At 61.7% G+C, this 19,079-nt stretch carries 21 protein-coding genes and 1 tRNA gene; 12 read left to right on the forward strand and 10 right to left on the reverse strand.

Annotated elements, in window-relative coordinates; genetic code table 11:
* The first annotated feature begins 52 nt into the window (after positions 1 to 52).
* Positions 53 to 640 (forward strand): sterol desaturase family protein, encoded by a 588-nt coding sequence (locus BUA38_RS15495; RefSeq protein WP_072818959.1) that lies wholly within the window; start codon positions 53 to 55, stop codon positions 638 to 640.
* Positions 641 to 672: 32 nt separating this feature from the next.
* Here BUA38_RS15495 and BUA38_RS38030 read toward each other — a convergent pair whose 3' ends face one another.
* A complete protein-coding gene (locus BUA38_RS38030) occupies positions 673 to 1,758 on the reverse strand; it encodes a methyl-accepting chemotaxis protein (RefSeq protein ID WP_244553258.1) in 1,086 nt (361 codons plus the stop codon).
* Positions 1,677 to 2,393, reverse strand: a complete 717-nt coding sequence (locus BUA38_RS38035) for a cache domain-containing protein (RefSeq protein ID WP_244553259.1) — start codon at positions 2,391 to 2,393, stop codon at positions 1,677 to 1,679. Before BUA38_RS38035 ends, BUA38_RS38030 begins: the two co-directional genes overlap by 82 nt.
* Positions 2,394 to 2,597: 204 nt before the next feature.
* Here BUA38_RS38035 and BUA38_RS15505 point away from each other — a divergent pair.
* The 4 genes from BUA38_RS15505 (at position 2,598) to BUA38_RS15520 (ending at position 5,411) form a co-directional block, all read left to right on the forward strand.
* A tRNA-Arg gene (locus tag BUA38_RS15505) sits at positions 2,598 to 2,674 on the forward strand.
* Positions 2,675 to 2,703: 29 nt separating this feature from the next.
* Positions 2,704 to 3,720: an amidohydrolase family protein gene (locus BUA38_RS15510; protein WP_072818961.1), complete on the forward strand. Its 1,017-nt coding sequence runs from the start codon at positions 2,704 to 2,706 to the stop codon at positions 3,718 to 3,720.
* The gene (locus BUA38_RS15515; RefSeq protein ID WP_072818963.1) at positions 3,717 to 4,400 is read left to right on the forward strand and encodes an alpha/beta family hydrolase; all 684 of its coding nucleotides are present in this window, start codon (positions 3,717 to 3,719) and stop codon (positions 4,398 to 4,400) included. The genes BUA38_RS15510 and BUA38_RS15515 overlap by 4 nt, the downstream gene beginning before the upstream one ends.
* A gap of 177 nt (positions 4,401 to 4,577) precedes the next feature.
* The gene (locus tag BUA38_RS15520) at positions 4,578 to 5,411 is read left to right on the forward strand and encodes an outer membrane protein (RefSeq protein WP_072818965.1); all 834 of its coding nucleotides are present in this window, start codon (positions 4,578 to 4,580) and stop codon (positions 5,409 to 5,411) included.
* A gap of 96 nt (positions 5,412 to 5,507) precedes the next feature.
* On the opposite strand, the gene BUA38_RS15525 is transcribed toward BUA38_RS15520, so the two are convergent.
* Positions 5,508 to 6,920, reverse strand: a complete 1,413-nt coding sequence (locus BUA38_RS15525) for an IS1182 family transposase (protein WP_072816799.1) — start codon at positions 6,918 to 6,920, stop codon at positions 5,508 to 5,510.
* A 127-nt stretch (positions 6,921 to 7,047) separates the two neighbouring features.
* Positions 7,048 to 7,329 carry a hypothetical protein gene (locus BUA38_RS15530; protein ID WP_072818967.1) on the reverse strand — a complete coding sequence of 94 codons (282 nt, stop codon included), beginning with the start codon at positions 7,327 to 7,329 and terminating at the stop codon, positions 7,048 to 7,050.
* A 167-nt stretch (positions 7,330 to 7,496) separates the two neighbouring features.
* On the opposite strand from BUA38_RS15530, the gene BUA38_RS15535 reads away from it, so the two are divergent.
* The 3 genes from BUA38_RS15535 to BUA38_RS15545 all read left to right on the forward strand — a co-directional run bounded on the left by BUA38_RS15535 (position 7,497) and on the right by BUA38_RS15545 (position 10,320).
* Complete coding sequence (locus BUA38_RS15535) at positions 7,497 to 8,489, forward strand: ABC transporter substrate-binding protein (protein ID WP_072826151.1); 993 nt, start codon at positions 7,497 to 7,499, stop codon at positions 8,487 to 8,489.
* A gap of 231 nt (positions 8,490 to 8,720) precedes the next feature.
* Entirely contained in the window at positions 8,721 to 9,494 is a 774-nt protein-coding gene (locus BUA38_RS15540; RefSeq protein WP_072818968.1) for an ABC transporter ATP-binding protein, read from the forward strand.
* Complete coding sequence (locus BUA38_RS15545; protein WP_083587592.1) at positions 9,466 to 10,320, forward strand: ABC transporter permease; 855 nt, start codon at positions 9,466 to 9,468, stop codon at positions 10,318 to 10,320. Before BUA38_RS15540 ends, BUA38_RS15545 begins: the two co-directional genes overlap by 29 nt.
* 167 nt (positions 10,321 to 10,487) lie before the next feature.
* Here the strand turns inward: BUA38_RS15545 and gtdA are convergent, their stop codons facing one another.
* Positions 10,488 to 11,528: a gentisate 1,2-dioxygenase gene (gtdA, locus tag BUA38_RS15550; RefSeq protein ID WP_072818970.1), complete on the reverse strand. Its 1,041-nt coding sequence runs from the start codon at positions 11,526 to 11,528 to the stop codon at positions 10,488 to 10,490.
* Positions 11,529 to 11,649: 121 nt separating this feature from the next.
* Between gtdA and maiA the strand changes: the two genes are divergently transcribed.
* The 3 genes from maiA to BUA38_RS15565 are packed head-to-tail and all read left to right on the forward strand — an operon-like array spanning position 11,650 to position 13,974.
* Positions 11,650 to 12,282, forward strand: a complete 633-nt coding sequence (gene maiA, locus BUA38_RS15555; RefSeq protein ID WP_072818972.1) for a maleylacetoacetate isomerase — start codon at positions 11,650 to 11,652, stop codon at positions 12,280 to 12,282.
* Positions 12,272 to 12,781: a MarR family winged helix-turn-helix transcriptional regulator gene (locus BUA38_RS15560; RefSeq protein WP_072818973.1), complete on the forward strand. Its 510-nt coding sequence runs from the start codon at positions 12,272 to 12,274 to the stop codon at positions 12,779 to 12,781. Before maiA ends, BUA38_RS15560 begins: the two co-directional genes overlap by 11 nt.
* The gene (locus tag BUA38_RS15565) at positions 12,781 to 13,974 is read left to right on the forward strand and encodes a 3-hydroxybenzoate 6-monooxygenase (RefSeq protein WP_072818975.1); all 1,194 of its coding nucleotides are present in this window, start codon (positions 12,781 to 12,783) and stop codon (positions 13,972 to 13,974) included. The genes BUA38_RS15560 and BUA38_RS15565 overlap by 1 nt, the downstream gene beginning before the upstream one ends.
* 173 nt (positions 13,975 to 14,147) lie before the next feature.
* Here the strand turns inward: BUA38_RS15565 and BUA38_RS15570 are convergent, their stop codons facing one another.
* The 4 genes from BUA38_RS15570 to BUA38_RS15585 all read right to left on the reverse strand — a co-directional run bounded on the left by BUA38_RS15570 (position 14,148) and on the right by BUA38_RS15585 (position 17,500).
* Positions 14,148 to 15,773: a benzoate-CoA ligase family protein gene (locus BUA38_RS15570; protein ID WP_072818976.1), complete on the reverse strand. Its 1,626-nt coding sequence runs from the start codon at positions 15,771 to 15,773 to the stop codon at positions 14,148 to 14,150.
* Positions 15,770 to 16,915: an FAD-dependent monooxygenase gene (locus BUA38_RS15575; protein ID WP_072818978.1), complete on the reverse strand. Its 1,146-nt coding sequence runs from the start codon at positions 16,913 to 16,915 to the stop codon at positions 15,770 to 15,772. The genes BUA38_RS15570 and BUA38_RS15575 overlap by 4 nt, the downstream gene beginning before the upstream one ends.
* 102 nt (positions 16,916 to 17,017) lie before the next feature.
* Positions 17,018 to 17,227 carry a hypothetical protein gene (locus BUA38_RS15580; RefSeq protein WP_072818980.1) on the reverse strand — a complete coding sequence of 70 codons (210 nt, stop codon included), beginning with the start codon at positions 17,225 to 17,227 and terminating at the stop codon, positions 17,018 to 17,020.
* Positions 17,228 to 17,278: 51 nt separating this feature from the next.
* Positions 17,279 to 17,500 carry a cysteine rich repeat-containing protein gene (locus tag BUA38_RS15585; protein ID WP_072818982.1) on the reverse strand — a complete coding sequence of 74 codons (222 nt, stop codon included), beginning with the start codon at positions 17,498 to 17,500 and terminating at the stop codon, positions 17,279 to 17,281.
* A 151-nt stretch (positions 17,501 to 17,651) separates the two neighbouring features.
* On the opposite strand from BUA38_RS15585, the gene BUA38_RS15590 reads away from it, so the two are divergent.
* Positions 17,652 to 18,008 carry a hypothetical protein gene (locus BUA38_RS15590; RefSeq protein ID WP_072818984.1) on the forward strand — a complete coding sequence of 119 codons (357 nt, stop codon included), beginning with the start codon at positions 17,652 to 17,654 and terminating at the stop codon, positions 18,006 to 18,008.
* 34 nt (positions 18,009 to 18,042) lie between these two features.
* Here BUA38_RS15590 and BUA38_RS15595 read toward each other — a convergent pair whose 3' ends face one another.
* Positions 18,043 to 18,858 (reverse strand): hypothetical protein, encoded by an 816-nt coding sequence (locus BUA38_RS15595; RefSeq protein WP_072818986.1) that lies wholly within the window; start codon positions 18,856 to 18,858, stop codon positions 18,043 to 18,045.
* Positions 18,859 to 19,079 lie beyond the last annotated feature (221 nt).

Below are 19,079 nucleotides of genomic sequence, written 5' to 3' on the forward strand. Positions count from 1 at the left end.
TCGTACCCTTGCAGGTGCGCTTCCGAGTCCGACCTGAGAGGAGCTACCTGCGATGTTCCTCGTCTTCCTTCGTCACGGCAGTATCACCGCGCTCATTGTGGGCGTGGTCGTCGTGGTGTTGGCGTTTCTGTCGGGCGCGATCGCGCCGATGCCGCTGTTTATCATCCTCGGCGCGCTGATGTTCTACCTCAGCGAATATGGCATGCACCGTTTTGCCTTTCATGCGCCGCCAGTGCCGTGGCCGTGGTTACGCAAGATGCAGCATCGCTTGCATTACGACCACCATGTTGAACCGAACAGGCTTGATCTTCTGTTCCTGCCGCTGTGGTTTCTGGCGCCGAACCTCGCGGTTGCGACCGGGATCTTTGCGCTGATCTTCGGCGCGGAAGCCTCGGCCTCGGCGCTGTTTGGAATGATGCTCGCGATCCTGCACTACGAATGGGTGCATTATGTCGCCCATATTCCGTACCAGCCGCGAACGCGCTTCGGCCGGTGGATCAAGCAATATCATTTGCGCCATCACTTCATCAGCGAGAGGCACTGGTTCGGCGTCAGCAACCCGACGCTGGATACCGTGTTCGGCACATTCCGCGGACCCGATGCCACGGAGAAGAGCGCGACCGTCCGCAAGCTCTATTGATGGCCGGCGCGCCGCCGTCCAAGCGCTGAGGGTCAGGCCGCCCGGATGCCGGACAGAAATTTTCCGGTGACGCTCTTGAGCTCTTCGGATTGTGCGCTGAGCTGTCCGGCCGCATTGAGCACCTGCGTCGAGGCGGCCCCAACGTGACCCGACGCCTCGCGCACGCCGAAGATGTTCTGCAGGACATCCTGCGTTCCCTGCGAGGCTTGCTGCACGCTTCGGGCGATCTCCTGCGTCGCGGCGCCTTGCTCCTCGACGGCGGCGGCGATCGCATTCGTGATTTCGTTCATTTGGCCGATCGTGGCGCCGATTTCGTGAATAGCACCGGCGGTCGCGCCGGTCGCATCTCGGATGGCGCCGATCTGGCTCGTGATCTCCTCGGTCGCCTTGGCGGTTTGTGCCGACAGCGCCTTGACTTCGTTGGCGACGACCGCAAAGCCCTTTCCGGCTTCTCCCGCACGCGCGGATTCGATTGTCGCATTGAGCGCGAGCAAATTGGTTTGTCCCGCGATGGTCTGAATTAGAGCGATGACCTCACCGATCTTCTGCGTCGCGCTCACCAGGCTTTCAACCATGGTCCCGGTTCGGGCGGCCTGCTGAACCGCATTCTGCGAAATCGAGGCGGATTGCGTCACCTGTCGGGAGATCTCGTGGATGGAGGAGGACAATTCCTCGGCTGCCGCGGCGACGGTCTGCACGTTGGCAGCCGTTTGCTCGGCGGCGCCCGCCACCTTCGTGCCCTGATCGGTGACGCCGTCGGCGATGGCGGTCATCGATGATGCCGAGCTTTCCAATTCGCCCGCAGCTTGAGCGGTTCCGCGGATGACGCCGCCGACATTGCGTTCAAATTCGTCTGCGATCTGTGCAAGAACGGCGCGCCGGTCCTGTGCCGCACGAACCTTCGACTCCTCTTGTTCCGCACGAAGCCTCGTCGTCTCGGTCAGGTGGTCCTTGAAGATGCGGAGACTGCGGGCGATCTGGCCGATCTCGTTCTTCCGGTCCGTGAAGGGGATGTCGAAGCCGAGATTGCCCTTGGTCAGTTCGTCCATGGCGCCGCAGGCCTGTGCAAGCGGAACAACCAGGCCGCGGCCGAGCCAGAAGCCGACCAATATAGCCACGGCGAGCCCGGCCAGGCCGCCACGGCGAGCCCGGCCAGGCCGCCAACGGCGGCCCACAGCGCGCGATGAAAGACGGCCGCGTCGATGTCATCGACGTAGGCGCCGGCCTGGAGCGCAAGTTGCTTGTCTCCCGTTCCGAACGAACCGACGTAGGAGAGTTTGCGAAGTTCCTGGCCACCCGAGGAGCGGGGCGCCATATATTCATCGTAGCCGCCGCCCGAACGTGCCGTCCGGACGATGTCCTGAATCAGCAGCCTGCCTTGGCTGTCCTTGAACTCCCATCGGTTCACGTTCACGTATTTCGGATTGCCGTGCACATAGGTGACGCCGGCATCGGCGCTTCCTGCGCCGTAAATGCCGACATAATCGGAATATTCGCCCCAACGCATCGCGCCGATCGAAGCGAATGCGGTTTGACGAGCCTGATCGGGCGACATCTTGCCCGCTTTTGCTTCATCCTCGTAATGCGCCAGGATCTTCTGTGCCGCTTCCACGAGGTTGCGCACCGCTGCTCGTCGCTCGTCCATGACGGTATCGCGCAGCACCAGCACCTGAGCGACCGAGACCGCGAAGAACGTGATCGAAAGCACCGCGATAATCATCGCCAGACGCTGATAGACCGTGAGATGGCGCATCCGCCTGCCCCTTCGTATTCGGGAATCCGCGCTTGTCTATCAACCTGGTATTAATTCGCCGTTAGTAAGTGGGGAGGCCGGCTGCGACATCGTCATGTCATCTTGGCTCGCCGGAAAGCAGGGAATCTGGAGGGGCACTGGCGGTCCATCAGCGGCTCTGGTAAATGGAGGCCGAGATGCCGCTTGCCGAAAGCGGAAGGCTCCGGTCCCGTAGCTCAGCTGGATAGAGCGACGGTTTCCTAAACCGTAGGTCGCATGTTCGAGTCATGCCGGGATCGCCAGTTTCCTTCATTTTCGATGAAGCCCGTTGATGCCCGGCCGGATCGACGCCTGGACGCATATTTTTCCGAAAGCCTATTTCGAGAAGCTTCAGACCGTGGCGTCTGCGACCGGCCCGCTGAAGCGCTGGCTCAAGCTGACGTCGCTTTACGATCTCGACCATCGCTTTCGCCTGATGGACGGCTTCGAAGGCTATCGGCAGTTGCTCACGCCCTCGATGCCGGCGATCGAGGATCTGGCCGATGGTCAGGCCGCGGTCGATCTGATGCGCCTGATGAACGACGGCCTTGCCGAACTGGTGGCGCGCCATCCCGATCGCTTTCCGGCGTTTGCCGCGGCACTGGCGCTGCACGACGTCGATGCGGCCCTTGCCGAGATCGATCGCGCGGATCGAAACGGCGCGGTCGGCTTTCAGCTCTGCACCCATATGCGCGGTACTCCGCTCGACGATCCGCGTTTTGAGCCGGTGTTTGCCGAGATCGCCCGTCGAGGTCTTGTCATCTGGCTGCATCCGATCCGTGGGCCGACGCCTGATTACCCGACCGAGACCAAGTCACGCTATGAGATCTGGTGGGCTTTCGGCTGGCCTTACGACTCCTCTGCCGCGATGGCGCGGCTGGTATTTTCCGGCCTGTTCGATCGTCATCCCGACTTGAAGATCATCACCCACCACATGGGCGCGATGATTCCTTATTTCGAAGGCCGCATCGTGCAAGGCTGGGATCTGGAGATGGGTGCGCGCACGCCGCCCGCCGATGCCGCGCTATTGCCCGGACCGTTGAAACGCAAGGCGCAGGACTATTTCAAGATGTTCTTTGCCGACACCGCGTTATCAGGAGCGGTCGGCGCGACGCGGTGCGGGCTCGAATATTTCGGCGCCGACAAGGTGGTTTTCGCCAGCGACTTCCCGTTCGACGCCGAAGGCGGCAGCTATCTGGTGCGCGAAACCATCCGTGCGCTGGATGCGCTGGAATTGCCGGATGCCGTCCGCCGCCGGATCGATGCCGGCAACATCTCAGCGCTGATTGCAGCGACCAAAGCGCGATGAAACATTGCGCGTCGCAGAGCCTGACGATCGACACCGGAAAGTCAGGACCGGTCTCGGCGCTGCTGGTTTCACCTGATACGCCGCGCGCGTGCTACGTGTTCGCCCATGGCGCGGGCGCCGGAATGACGCATTCGTTCATGGAGGCGTTTTCGAAAGGTCTGTGCGAACGCGGCATCGCGACGCTTCGTTATCAGTTTCCCTACATGGAAAAACGCAGCAAGCGGCCGGATCCGCCGGCGGTCGCGCAAGGAGCGGTGCGCGCAGCAGTGGCAAAGGCGGCCGAAACCTTTCCCGGCCTTGGCCTGATCGCGGGTGGCAAATCGTTTGGCGGCCGCATGACCTCGCAGGCCCAGGCGGCAGCGCCGTTGCCTGGCGTGCGCGGCCTTGCGTTCGTGGGCTTTCCATTGCATCCGGCCGGCAAGCCGTCGATCGAACGCGCGGAGCATCTCGCGAAGATCGACATTCCCTTGCTGTTTCTACAGGGCACGCGAGATACGTTGGCGGAAGTGGCGTTGATCGAACCCGTCGTACAACGGCTCGGTCCGCGTGCGACCTTGCATCTTGAGGAAGGCGCCGACCATTCGTTCCACGTGCTGGCGCGTTCGGGCCGCAACGACCGCGAGGTGATGGCCGAAATTCTTGATGAATTCGCGAAGTGGACGGAACCCATCGTCTGCTGAACGCAGCGCGAATTTTCGAGTCGTCTCCCCCGATCGAATGAGATGCGCAAAAGTCTCACAGCGGAATAGAAATGCGGCTGACGCGCGCGAATGCGTCGTATGTTGCTCATCATGTTTCGACGCTCGTCTATAGCGACGCGATCGAATTCACTACCGTTCGCTTCGGGGCTTGTTCACATGAAACGTCTTCTTGCTATCTCTTCAGCGCTCGCTGTCCTCGCGATCACACCGCAGGCCTCGGCCGCCGATCTCGCCGCGCGCACCGCGCCGGTCTACACCAAGGCGCCGGAATATGCGCCTGTGGTGAGCAGCTGGGCCGGCCTCTACATCGGCGGCAACGTCGGATACGGCTGGGGGAATGGCGATATGACGTTCGGCGATGCGGTAGGCGCTCCTGGAACACCCTTCGGGATATTGAACCAAACTTTGGCCAATCGCGTGAACGGTGTCTTCGGCGGTGCCCAGATTGGTTACAACTGGCAGATGGGGTCGATCGTCACGGGTCTCGAAGCCGACATTCAAGGCTCCGGCATCAAGGGCACTGCGCAGGGCCCAACTGCTACGTCGTTTAACTTGGCGGCAGATGAAACTATCACGGCATCATCAGAGTCGAAACTTAATTGGTTCGGCACGGTGCGCGGCCGTCTGGGTGTTACCGTGACGCCAAATTTCTTGCTCTACGGCACTGGCGGGTTGGCTTATGGCGAAGTCAGCCACTCGGGAAATGTGGTTGATGTATTTACTAGCAACGGACATCCAGCCACAGATTCGTTTCCTACATCCGTGTCTCAAACCAAGGCGGGTTGGGCGGCTGGTGTGGGAGCAGAATGGATGTTCACGCGCGGCTGGTCCGCCAAGGTGGAATACCTGCATATCGATCTCGGCAGCAGCTCCGCGAGTGGCAACTTTTTATTTAATGGCAATCCTTTCAGTAGTGTTGCCCCCGTCGCATACTCTTGGAACAATCGTTTCGACACGGTTCGCTTCGGCGTGAACTACCACTTCAACTGATCGCCGATCAGAGACGAATTCGAAAGCCCGGCCTCAGCAGGCTGTGTGGAAACGAGAGGCTGCGGTGATCCGGGGCCTCTTTTTTAATTTTTAGGGTCAGGCGAGCCTAATCTTGAGGCTTTGCGAGCCGATGAGATTGATGACCCGCATGATGTTGTAGACAAGAACGCTGAGGGCGGCTTCAGTCTTGACGTTGGTAAGGCCTCGGGTGAGGAACCTGCCGCCAGCCGTCATCCGCTTGATGGTTCCGAACGGGTGTTCAGCCGCGCATCGCCGCTGCCGCATGAGGTGTGGATCGGCTTCGACGCGGGCATTCATGCGTTGAAGCGCGTCCTCGTAAAGGTGTCTTTGAACGAAGCGGCGCTCGACGCGGGTGCATCTCGGCTTGAGCGCGCAACCCGAACAATCGTCGGCGATATACAAGACGCTCTGCTTTCTGGTGAGGATTTGCTTGCGCACCAGTGTTCGGGCCGCCGGACAACGAAAACTGTCGGTTTGCGGCTCATAGATGAAGGCCGTGCGGTCGAAGAAGTCGCCTTGATTGTTGACGGCCCGGTTCGCTGGCACACAAGGCGTGATGCCATCGTTCTCGCAGGCTGCCGCGTCTGCTCCGTTCGAATAGCCAGCGTCCGCCACCACCGTGAGCGTATCGGCCGCCACCGCATCCTTCGTCGCCTTGGCCATCGGATGGAGCAGCCGGTTGTCGGTGGGTTCGGTTGTAACCTCATGGTGGACGATCAGCCCCGTCGCAGCATCGACCGCCGTCTGGACATTGTAGGAAGGAGGCTTGGAGCCTGCCCCTTTACCCATCGGCCGCGCATCGAGCTCACCTTCTACAAGACTAGTCCGATCTTCCGCCTTAAGTCGCGCCGCCAGAGCATCAAGGTCGGTGCGGCGTGCCCTGAGAGCCTGGAGAGCCGCAGCCGTTTGTTCCGCATCGCTATCGGCCCGCTCGCCCGCATCGATGCTGTCGAGGTTGGCAAGATAAGCCGCGATCTGTTGATCGATCCGGCCGGCCTCTTCGGCGACCTTGCGTTCGCCCATAATCCGCTTGGCGCTCGCCACCGCCCGGAACTTCGAACCGTCGAGGGCCACCAGACGGGCCGCAAATAGTCCCTGCTCGCGGCAGAACAGCACGAAGGCCCGGCATGCCCCTACGATCCCGGCTGCATTGTCCCGCCGAAAGTCCGCAATTGTTTTGAAGTCGGGGGCAAGCCGCCCCAACAGCCACATCAGTTCGACATTGCGCCGGCACTCGCGTTCCAGCTTGCGGCTCGAACGAACCTCGTTGAGGTACCCGTAGATATAGAGCTTCAGAAGATCGCGCGGGTCATAGCCGGGCCGCCCGGTCGCCGCCGGTGTCGCTCGAACCAAGCCGAGCCCGAACATATCGAGACCTTCAACAAAGGCATCGATTACCCGCACCGCCGCATCAGCGGCAACGTAATCATCGATCCGTGCCGGCAAAAAACTCGCCTGGTTACGGTCCCCACCTCGAATGTAGCGCATGAAAAAGGCCGCATCATTAATGATGCGGCCTCTCTATCTGATTTGCCCCAGTTCTCACACAGCCTGTCAGTGCCGGGCTTTTGTGTGCTTAGGATAGTGCAGCTACTCAGGGACGCGACACGCGCGCTCAGCACCCGCGGCAGATGCCGTGAAGCTGACGGTTCAGTTCCGCGTCCTCTTGCTTCATCTGCTGGAGCGATTCCATCGTCGTGTCGCGCTTCGGCTCCGGCTTGTTGCGCTTGGCCGCCAGATCAGCCTCCTGCCGCGCATAGCAGGCCTCGCGTTCCGGCTTGGCCTGGATGAACCGGCATTGTTCCACCGCGGCGGCGGAAGAAACGCTGAGCGCAAGCGTGGCGCAGGATAGCAGGCCGGCCAGTAAAACGGCGCTTTTCGGTTCAATGATGTTCATGCCCTGCTTTCGCGTTTGACATCGCAGCTATGGCGCAACGATGCCGATCTTCGATAGCAAAAAAGCTCGTCTCAGGGCATTATAATCGTCCCATCCACCGGAAATCCGACTTGCCCTTCCTATCAATTGAAAAATCCGCTCGCCGCGCCAATGGCTGGACGAGGGGAATAGGCCCTATTTTTCTGTGCCTGCTGCTGTCGTTGACCGCAGTGGCGACCGCGCGAGCCGATGAGACGAAAATCAAGCTCGGCGTCTTGCGGCTGTCCTCGTCGGCGCCGGTCTTCATCGCGCAGGACAAGGGCTACTTTCGCGACGCTGGCCTGGATGTCGAGCTGAAGTTCTTCGATGCCGCGCAGCCGGTGGCGGTCGCGGTTGTCTCGGGCGACATCGATTTCGGCATCACGTCGCTGACAGCTGGTCTCTACAATCTCGCCGGCAAGGGAACGCTGAAGGTGATCGGCGGCCTGAGCCACGAGAAGGCAGGCTTTCCCCTGATCGGCTATTTCGCGACCGAGAAGGCCTATGCGAGCGGACTCAGGACGCCGAAGGATTTGGCGGGAAAACGCATCGCGATGACGCAGGTCGGCTCGAGCTTCCATTACTCGCTGGGGCTACTGGCCGACAAATACGGCTTCAAACTCGCCGAGATGAAACTCCTGCCGATGCAGTCGCTGTCCAATGTCGGTGCCGCGCTGAAGGGCGAGACGGTCGATGCGGCGCTGTTACCGATTTCGGCGGCGCGAAAGCTGCTGGACGAAGGCGGCATCAAGCAACTCGGCTGGGTCGGCGATGAGACGCCGTGGCAGGTGGGGGCGGTGTTTGCCTCGCCGAAGACGCTGGAAAGGACAGCGCTCGTCACGAAATTCCAGGCGGCGCTCGAACGCGCCGACCGCGAATATCACGACGTGATTCTGACGGCCGTTGCCGGCGGCGAAGCCCCGATCAACGACAAGACGCGGCCACTGCTCGAGATCATCGCAAAATACACCAACCTTCCGCTGGAACAGGTCGTGGGCAATTGCGCCTATGTCGATCCCGAAGGCAGGCTGGACGTGAAGGACGTCGCCAACCAGATCGAATGGCTGCAAGGCCAGGGCTTTGTCGACAAAGGGATAACGGCGCAGGCCATCATCGCCAGCGATTTTGTGAAGCCTTACTGAAAAGCCTGTCGGCCTCATCTTCGAGACGCCGCGTTGCGGCTCCTCAGGATGAGGGGATCGTGCTATCCGCGGAGATCAAGACTTTCCCTCATGGTGAGGAGTGCAAGGCGCCCGAGCCGGCCGTGCTCTTGCGAGGCCGTCAGCGAATGGCGCAAATAGACGAGGCCCGTCTCCGGACGATGCTTTGCATCGCCGGGAGAACCATGAGGCCACGCAGTAGCCAGGGGCAGCATGGACCTGATCGCCGACCATATCTCCCATCGTTTCGGCGCGCTCGACGTGCTCGACGACGTGTCGTTCACGGCGCGCGCCGGCGAGGTGGTGGCGGTTGTCGGCCCTTCCGGCTGCGGCAAGAGCACGCTGCTCTCGATTCTTGGCGGACTGCTGGAGCCATCTTCCGGCGTCGCAAAACTGCGCGGCGTAGCGCCGCCAGAAAGTCTCAATCCGCTGACCTTCGTGTTCCAGGATTTTGCGCTGCTGCCGTGGTGCACGGTGGCTGAGAATGTCGAATTCCCATTACTGAACGCGATCGTGGACGCTGCGGCACGGCGCGCGGTGGTCGATGACGCGCTTTCCCGCACCGGGCTGTCGGATTTTCGCAAAGCCTATCCGAAGCAGCTTTCGGGCGGCATGCGCCAGCGCGTCGGGATCGCGCGGGCGCTGGCTGTTCGCCCGGCTATACTGCTGATGGATGAACCGCTGTCGGCGCTGGATTCCCAGACCCGCGAATTGCTGATGGAAGATTTCGTCCGCTTGCTCGCAGATGCCACGATGGGCGCGGTCTATGTCACTCACAATCTCGAAGAAGCCGTGCGTCTCGCCGACCGCATCGTGGTGCTGTCGCGCCGCCCCGGCCGCGTGCGTGAGGTCGTACCCATTCCGATGACGCGCGCCGAGCGCGGCGAGCTTCATGCGCGGGAAAAACTGCTCGCGCTGCAAAACGAGCTGTGGTCGTTGATCCGGACCGAAGCCATCGATGTCGAACGCGAGGTTCAGCGTGGTTGAGCGTGGCAACGACGAGGTGAGCCCGGCACAAGCAAGCGGCGGCGACTTGCGCGACGTCGGCTTTCGTGGCGCCGGCTTCCTGCCGCAGACATCGCGTTATGCCGGTCTTGTTGCGATCGCGGTCGTGATTGGACTCTGGCAACTCGCCGGCAGCCTGTCGCTGATTAATCCGGTGTTTCTGCCGACGCCGCTGGCGATTCTGCGCGCGATGATTCAACTCGCGCTGTCCGGCGCGCTTTGGCGGCACCTGGCTTATTCGATTTTGCGCATCGGCACCGGATGGCTACTGGGGACACTGGCCGGCATTATTGTCGGATTCGCGATCGGACTATCCACGCTGGCGCGGAGCGTCGGCATCACCTTCATTTCGGCGCTGTTTCCGATCCCGAAAATTGCGCTGCTGCCGCTTCTGATCTTGTGGCTGGGGATCGGCGAAGAGCCGAAGATCGCAACCATCGCGCTCGGCGTCTTCTTCTCCACCGCGATTGCGGTCTATAGCGGGGTCGATGCGGTGCCGCGCAACCTGATCCGGATGGCGCAGAGTTTTAACGTGCCGTTTTCTGCGATCGTCCGCCGCGTGGTCTGGCCGGGCGCATTGCCGTCGATCCTGGCCGGTTTTCGGATCACCGCGTCGGTGGCGCTGCTGCTGGTCGTGAGTGCCGAAATGATCGGCGCCGAATACGGCATCGGCGCGTTCGTGTTGCAGGCCGGCAACCTGATGCAGACCGATCAACTGCTCGCCGGCGTCGTCATCCTGTCGCTGTTTGGCCTTGTGGTCGGATGGCTGGTCAGCTGGCTGGAACGGCGGCTGTTGCGCTGGCGGTGAGAGTGGTGTCCCACCATAGGTGTCATGGCCGGGCATAGCCGTTCGAAGAACGGCGTCGCTTCCGCTCGCCTATGACCCGGCCACCCACGTCTTCGTCGTCGCGAGAAGTAAGTCATGGATGCCCGGGTCAAGCCCGGGCATGACGGTGGATAGATCCGTAACGCGCCTTACGCGTTTCCCCTGTCCTCGCGGAACAGGTCGAGCTTCTGCTGCACCGGACGGTCGGAGAACGAGAACAGCACCGAGTCGGCGTCGGCCTCGTGCGTCACCCACTGCCAGCTTGGCACCACGAACAGGTCGCGCGGTCCCCATTCGAAGGTCTGGTCGCCTACCCGCGTGCGGCCCTTGCCTTCGATCGCCGCGAACACGGTCGCGTCCGTCGAGCGATAGCGCGCGGTCTTGAAACCCTTCGGCAGCAACTGGATGAAGGTGCCGATGGTCGGCATCGCGAAATCGCCAGTCTCGGGATTGGAGAATTTCAGCTTCAGGCCGTGACAGGCGTCCCATTCGTTGCGCTGCTTCGCCGCTTCCAGCGCCTCGCGCGTGTAGGAATAGGGATAGTTGAAGATCGGCGAGGTCTTGGATTTGCGTTTCTCGTCGACCGGCAAGAGATTGTGGCCGTAGCGGGCGAAGCTGTCGCCTGCGGGACGGGTGAGCTTCTGCTGGTCTTCCTTCGACGGTTCGGCAAAGGATGCGTCAAAGAACTGCACCATTGGGATGTCGAGGCCGTCGAGCCAGAACATCGGCTCCGAGGTTTCATTGGAGTGATCGTGCCAGGTCCAGGCCGGCGTGATGACGAAGTCGCCCGGCGACATCGCCGTGCGCTCGCCATCGACGGAGGTATAGGCGCCCTGGCCCTCGAGCACGAAGCGCAGCGCCGACTGGCTGTGCCGATGTGCCGGCGCGACGTCGCCCGGCACCACCATCTGCACGCCGGCAAACAGCGAGGTCGTCACCTTCGACTGGCCACGCAATCCCGGATTTTCCAGGACCAGCACGCGCCGCTCGGCTTCCTTGGCGGTGATCAGTTTCCCCGCCTCGTTCATGTAGGCGCGGATCGCGTCGAACTTCCACAGATGCGGCTGGCAGGCGCTTCTCGGCTCCGGCGTCACCAGGTCGCCGAGCACGGTCCACAGCGCGGTAAGATTTTCGCCGTCGATCTTCTTGTAGAACGCCTCGCGTTCCGGCGTCTTCGACACGGCTTCCATGAGCTTCTCCCGTTGCGGTTGTCGCTGTTATTCGTTTCTTGATTGACAGTATACTGCCAATTTGGTTAGCGTCAATCAAGGCCGGCAAGGCCGGTGTACAAATAAAAGGGGAGGTCTCGCGATGAAGCTGCACGGCTATTTCCGCAGCAGCGCGTCCTATCGGGTGCGAATCGCATTGAACCTGAAGGGGTTAAGTGCGGAACACCTGAGCTACCATCTGCGCAAGGGCGAACAGCGCGCTCCCGACTATCTGGCGCTCAACCCGCAAGGCCTGGTTCCGACGGTTCAGGGCAATGATGGCGTCATTCTCACCCAGTCGCTCGCGATCATCGAATGGCTCGATGAAGCCCACCCGACGCCGCCGCTGCTTCCGGAAGACCGGCTCCGCCGCGCCCAGGTCCGTGCTTTTTCACAAGCGATCGCCTGCGATATCCATCCGGTCCAGAACCTGAAGGTCCTGGCGAGGTTGCGCGAACTCGGACTTGCGGAAGAGAAAGTCACGGAGTGGGCGGCATGGGCCAACCGCGAAGGCCTTGGCGCGTGCGAAAAGCTGATCGCCCGCGAAGCCGGGCCGTTCTGCTTCGGCGACACGGCGACCCTTGCCGATCTCTGTCTTGTGCCGCAACTCGCCAATGCGCGACGCTTCGGCGTGGACGTCGCGGCGTTCCCGCGCCTGTTGAAAGCGGAAACGGCGGCGAAAGCGCTCAAGGCGTTTGCCGACGCCGCACCGGAGCGGCAGCCCGATGCCGAATAACAAGGACAATGTCACAATGGACGCGGTCTACACCGCGCCCGGCTATCTCTTTCGCCGGATGCAGCAGATCGCGGTCGCGATCTTCATCGAGGAATGCAGGGATTTCGACCTGACGCCGGTGCAATATGCCGCGCTGATCGCGATCCGTACCCATCCTGGCATCGACGCCACGCGTCTTTCTGCGGTGATCGCCTTCGATCGTTCGACGCTCGGCAGCGTGATCGAGCGGCTGGAAGCCAAGAGCTATATCGAACGCAAGCCCGCGCCCGAGGACAAGCGGGTCAAGCTTTTGTACCTGACCAAGGCCGGCGCCAACCTGTTGCGTGACATCCTGCCGTCGGTCGATCGCGTCCAGGCGCGGATCTTGCAGCCGCTCAAGCCAGCCGACCGCAAGACGCTGCTGACGTTGCTCGAGCAGCTCGTCGATCTCAACAACGAGGCCTCGCGCGTGCCGCTTCGCGCCGAGGACGCCTTGGAGCATTTGGGGAAGGTGGGCTGATGTCGGGCGCTGGCACGCAACCGGTCTTGATCGCGGGTGGCGGCATCGGCGGAGTCGCCGTCGCATTGGGGCTCGCGCAGAAGGGTATCAGTTCAATCGTGCTCGAAAAGGCCTCGTCCCTGGGCGAGATCGGCGCCGGTATTCAGCTCGGGCCGAACGCCTTTCACGCCTTCGACTATCTCGGCGTCGGCGAAGCCGCACGCAACATGGCGGTCTACGTCGATCAGCTTCGGCTGATGGACGCGATGACCGCTGAGGAAATCTGCCACGTCGATCTCGGCGACGCCTTCCGCACGCGCTTCGGCAACCCCTATGCCGTGGTGCATCGCGGCGACTTGCACGGCGTCTTTCTGAAAGCCTGCCGCGACAGCAATCTGATCGATTTGCGCGTCAGCTCCGAAGTTGTCGGTTACGACCAGGACGGCTCGTCGGTCACCGCAAGGCTCGCCTCGGGCGATCGCGTGGCCGGTTCGCTGTTGATCGGCGCCGACGGGTTATGGTCGAACATCCGCAAGCAGGTCGTCGGCGACGGCAAGCCGCGGGTCTCCGGCCACACCACCTACCGTTCGGTGATTCCGACCGAGCAGATGCCGGAGGACTTGCGCTGGAACGCGGCGACGCTCTGGGCTGGTCCGAAATGCCATCTCGTGCACTATCCGTTGTCAGGCTGGAAAGTGTTCAATCTTGCCATCACCTGCCACAACGATGCGCCGGAACCGGTTGCCGGCAAGCCGGTGAGCGAAGCAGAGGTGATGAAGGGATTCGCGCATATTCACGAGCGGGCGCTTGAGATCATCCGCCACGGCACCAACTGGAAACTCTGGGTGCTTTGCGATCGCGATCCGACCGAACGCTGGGTCGATGGCCGTGTCGCACTGCTCGGCGACGCCGCCCATCCGATGCTGCAATACTTCGCGCAAGGCGCCTGTCAGGCGATGGAAGATGCGGTGTGCCTGTCGCATATGTTGGGGAGCCACGCGAGCGACCACGAACGTGGCTTGCAAAAATACTGCGAGCAGCGTTTTCCGCGTACCGCGCGCGTGCAGATGATGTCCCGCGTCATCGGCGAGCACATTTATCATCCGTCAGGCGAACACGCGCGGCTGCGCAACGCCGTCATGAGTGCGAAGTCGCAAGAGGAATGGTGCGGTGAACTCGCCTGGCTCTATGGCGGCACGGGGCTGAAGGCGTAGCGATCAACTATCTCCGTCGTCCCGGACAAGCGAGTGAAGCGAGCGCGATCCGGGACCCATAACCACGGACGGTAATGTTTTTCCAGGCTGCTCGTTGTCTACTTTTTTGAAAAGATCCGCCGCGGAGTATGGGTCCCTGCGTTCGCAGGGACGACACGGAGTTTGTTGAAGGTTCACATCCGCATCACAGCCTGGCGGTCGATCTTGCCGGTGCCGGTCTTCGGCAACTCGTCGACGAACCTGATCTCGCGCGGATACTTGTAGGGCAACAGCTTCGCCTTGACGAAGTCTTGCAGCAGCTTTGTCGTCTCGAGTTCGTCAGCCGCCGCCTTGTTCATGACGACGACGGCTTTCAGCGTCATGCGCCGGTCCGGCAGTTCGGCGGCGAACACCGCGCACTCGCGCACGCCGGGATGTTCGGCCAGACACAGTTCGACCTCGAGCGGATAGACCCACTGGCCGGAAATCTTGATCAGGTCGTCGGCACGGCCACGGAAGAAATAGAATCCGTCCGTGTCGCGCACGAAGCGGTCGCCGGTATAGATCCAGCCGCCCTCGCGAATGGTCTCCGCGGATTTGTCCGGCCGGTTCCAGTACAACGGCGTATTGGAATCGCCGCGTACCCACAAAATGCCTTCCGTGTTGTCGCCGACCTCCTTGCCGTTGCTGTCTTTCAGCGCGATCTCGTAGCCCGGCACGCGAAGGCCGGCGGCGCCGAGCTTCTTGTTCTCGGCGCGGTTCGAGAGATAAATGTGCAGCACTTCGGTTGAACCGAGTCCCTCCATGATCTCGAGGCCGGTCAGTTTTTTCCAGCCGTTGAAGACCTCGGATGAAAGCACCTCGGCAGCCGAAACCGCCATGCGCAGCGAGGAGAAGTCGGCTTTGTCGGCACCGTCAGCCTTGGTCAGCGACGTGTAGAGTGTCGGCAGTCCAAAAAAGACGGTCGGGCGGTAGCGTGCAATGGCCTCGAAAATGGCTTGCGGCCTCGGTTGGCCCGGCAGCAGCAGCGTCGCCGCGCCGCCGGCGAATGGAAAGGTGACGGAGTTGCCGAAGCCGTAGGCAAAGAACATCTTTGGCACAGAGAAGCAGATGTCGTCGGCCGTCAGCTTGAGGAAGTTCTTCGCATAGGCCCGGTCGCTATAGGCCATGTCGTGCTGGAGATGGACGATGCCTTTGGGTCGCCCGGTCGAGCCCGACGAATACATCCAGAACGCCATTTCATCGCGGTGCGTATCGGCCTCGGTCAGATCGGCGAAAAATTTCGGCAGCCAGTCTTTCGACACGACCGTGTTTGGAACGGCGTGGTCGCCGGCCTCGCCATTGACCACGATGAGTGTGTGCAGCGCCGTGTCCTTGCAGGCGACATCGTCAAATCGCGCGCAAAATTCCGCGTCGGCAACAGCGACGGTCGCGCCTGAATCCGACAGGTAGAATTGCAACAGATCGGGCGGCGTCAGCGTGTTGATCAGGAGCGGCACGAAGCCCGCCCGTACCGCGCCGAAGAACGCGGCCGGATAGGCCGGCGTGTCGTCGAGAAACATCAGAACGCGATCGCCTCGCTTGAGACCGAGCGAGACCAGCCCGTGGCCCCAACGCGAAGCTTCGGCACATAGCGCCGCGTAAGTCACGTTGCCAAGCGGACCGGTCAGCGCAAGCCGGTCGCCGTTTCCCTTGTCGAGGTTGTCGAAGAGAACGCGGCTCGCATTGTAGGTTTCGGGAACGGAAAAGCCGATCTCGCGCGCGCCATCGCTGTCGGGAGGCACCTGGTCTGCGATTTCAAGTGAGGTGGCCGACGTCATGCCGGGTCTCCGTCGGCGGACTTCGGCTGCGATGCCTCGTAGCGGGTCATGAAAGCGGGCGACATCGTGCGCAGACGCGCGTCGTCGATCCGCCCCGAGCGGGTGATGTAGCTGTAGGCAAAATCCATCAGATCAAGCTTCATGTGCTCCGCAAAGTTGGCGTACCAGTCGGCGCTGGTGTGCGCCGCGGTCACGAGCTTCTTTACGATCGGCTTGCGGTCGGCCTCGTAACGCGCAAGCGCCGTCGTGACATGCGCCTCCGCCTCCAGTGCCTTGACCAGCGCAATCGCGTCCTCGATGGCCAGCCGCGTGCCGGAGCCGATCGAGAAATGCGCCGAATGCAGCGCATCGCCAATCAGGACGATGTTCTTGAAAGACCAGCGCTCGTTCCACACCCAGGGAAAATTCCGCCACGCGGATTTGTTTGAGATCAGCATGCCGCCACCGAGCGCCTCGGCGAATACTTCCTCACAGATCGCCTTGGACTGGTCGGCGTCCTTGTAGGCAAAACTGTAATGGTCCCAGGTCGCGCGGTCGCACTCGACCAGGAACGTGCTCATGTCGTCGGCGTAGCGATAGTGATGCGCGTTGAACGTTCCGCGTCCGGTATCCACGAAGGTCTGCGACAGCGTCTCGAACCGCTTGTGGGTGCCGTACCAGGCGAATTTGTTGGTGGAGTAGGAGACGGAGAAGCCGAAATCGCCCTCGAAGGCGCGGCGCACCAGCGAATTGAGGCCATCGGCCGCAACAATCAGGTCGTAACCGTTCAACTGATCGAGCGTGACTTGCGTGTCAAAATGCAGGACGACACCGACGGATGCTGCCCGCGTCTGCAACGTCTTGAGCAACTCCAGCCGGCCGATCGAGGAAAATCCGACGCCATCGATTTCGACGCTCTTGCCGCGAAGGTTGAGCGTGATGTTCTTCCAGCTTTCCATTTTCGGCGCGATCGCATCGACCGTTTCGGGGTCGTCGGCGCGCAGGAATTCCATCGCCTGGTCGGAGAACACCACGCCAAACCCCCAGGTCGCGTCGGCCGGATTCTGTTCGAACAGGTCGACGTTTGCATCCGGATGGCGCTGCTTCCAGAGATAGCTGAAATAGAGGCCGCCGGGGCCTCCGCCGATAACGGCGATACGCACAATCGCCTCCCTGATCGACAGTATACTTACAATTTTGGGGCCAATGTAGCGCCCGCGGCTCGCCGGCGCTACCTGAAACTTTAGTGTTTTGACCGGATCAGCTTAAGAGCAGCGCTTCACCTTGGCGCCGTCGACCCAGACCGTCTTGCAAACGACGACCGGCTTCCTGACCACCACCGCGCCACGCGGCCCGGCGCAGCCTGCGCGGTAGACGCCATTGGCGCAGACCGCGGCGCTGGCCGCGCCGGATTGGAGAATCATGAAAGCCGCAAAGGCGAGCAGGGTGGCGCCTGCGTAGAGCAATGAGCGCATGTTGTTCTCCCTTGGAATGTTTGTTGTCGGCAATGTTCTGCGGATGAAAACCTACTTCTTCTCAGCCGTTGCCAGGACCTTCTGACAGGCCGGCGTCAGCTGATCGTTGTGCGCGGCGAGGCAGGCGATGATCCGCCCGCCGCCGGGCGTGGTGCCCTTGCAGAATTTTCCATAGTCGCCCCCGCAGGCGTCGCGCTGGGCGGCCGTCAGTTGCTGCGCCAGGGCGTTGGAGGCAAACAGCAAGGCTGCGGTAGCGATCGTGATGCGTAGCATTGGTCGTTTCCTTTCCTTCGATTCCCTAGTGCTTCACCTTGGTCGGCCTTCCGCCAGCTTGCTTCACGGCCGAAGACTCGTTGTATTGATGGTTTTGTAGTGATGGCCTTGTGCTGATTTCGGTCACCGCTTCCTCTTGCAAGGAGAACCCATGGCAGAACCCAGAGTCAGGTGGCTTGCCTTCTATGCCGAGAATGTCGAGCCAATTTTCAAAGAGATCGTTTCCCACGTCGAGAAGATCATCATCGGAACGCTGATCATTTCGGCAGGTGCTCACGTGTCGAGTAATGAGCCGGCTATTCAGTTATTCGGATATCTGCGCCACAGCCTGGTCGGCCGCGGCGTCATGCTGATCGGCATCATCATCCTGCTTCTGAATTTCATCGACGGCCTCTACAGGCTCGCGAAGGTGAACTGGCATGTGGCATGGCAGATCGTGATGTCGGTGTTCTACATTGCGCTGTCGGTCCGCATGATCCAGCTTATCCTGGCGTTTCGCGGCGAATGACCGGCGGCCGCTATTCGGCTGCCGATGCGAGTTTTTAACGCGCCGCGAACGGCGCAAGCACCTCTTGGCAGGCCGGGGACAGATCGGCCGCGCGGTCGGCGATGCACTGCATGATACGGCCACCGCCGGGCGGGACACCTCCGCACAGGGCACGGACGTCGGCGCCGCAAGCCGAGCGCAGCACGAACAGTTCTTCGCGCGGTCGCATCGGCCGCAGCACGATCGCAGCCGGAGCAGCCGCAGGCGCCACTCCGGCCGCTGTCGGGGCCCCGCTCGTAGCCGGCGCGGCGGTGTCGCCGCTTGCAGCTGCAAGCGCCTTGCCGCAGGCCGCCGAAACGCTGGCCTTGTTCTTCTGGAGGCACTCCAGCGCCGGTGCGCCGCCGGTCGGAACGCCCGCGCAAACCTTCGTATAGTCGCCACGGCAGGCGCTGCGGATCGCGGAAACCTGCGCGCTGGTCGGCTTCTTTGCCGCTGTTGCCGCAGGCTTGGATTCGCCCTTGGGCTCAGCCGCGGTCGTCCCGGTCTTCGGCGCCGCAGCAGGCGCGGCCTCGGTGTTGGTGGTTTCGCTCTTGGCGGGTTCGCTCTTTGGCGTCACGGAAGCTTCGACGGCGCGCACCGCGCTCTGGCAGCTCGACGACAGGCTCGACATGTTCTTGGCGAGACATTGCAGCGCTGCTTCCCCGCCCGGCTGCACGCTGGAGCAATGCGCCATATAATCGGAGCGGCAGGCCGACTTGACGGCTGCCTTTTGCGCCTCGGTCGGGCCTTGCGAGAAGGAGGGGGTTGCGATGGCGCCAATTGCCACCGTGACAAGCGCACAGAATACCGTACGTCTCAACGCGTCAAACATTTGGACAAATCCTTTTGACTAAATGGCTTCGAGCAATCCTTTCAGTTGTCGCTGGCGCTGCAGCTTCAACGCTGTAAATTCCAGCTCCTAAATCTCTCAAACCCCGGCCGGTTGGCACAACAACCTACACGGGAGATCATTTTCGCTTTCCGGTTTCACTACAAGCGGATTATTGCTATCAAGGCGCGACAGAACGCCTCCTCGATAAGCGTCCTTATCTC

It is taken from the genome of Bradyrhizobium erythrophlei (assembly GCF_900142985.1).
Lineage (GTDB): Bacteria > Pseudomonadota > Alphaproteobacteria > Rhizobiales > Xanthobacteraceae > Bradyrhizobium > Bradyrhizobium erythrophlei_B.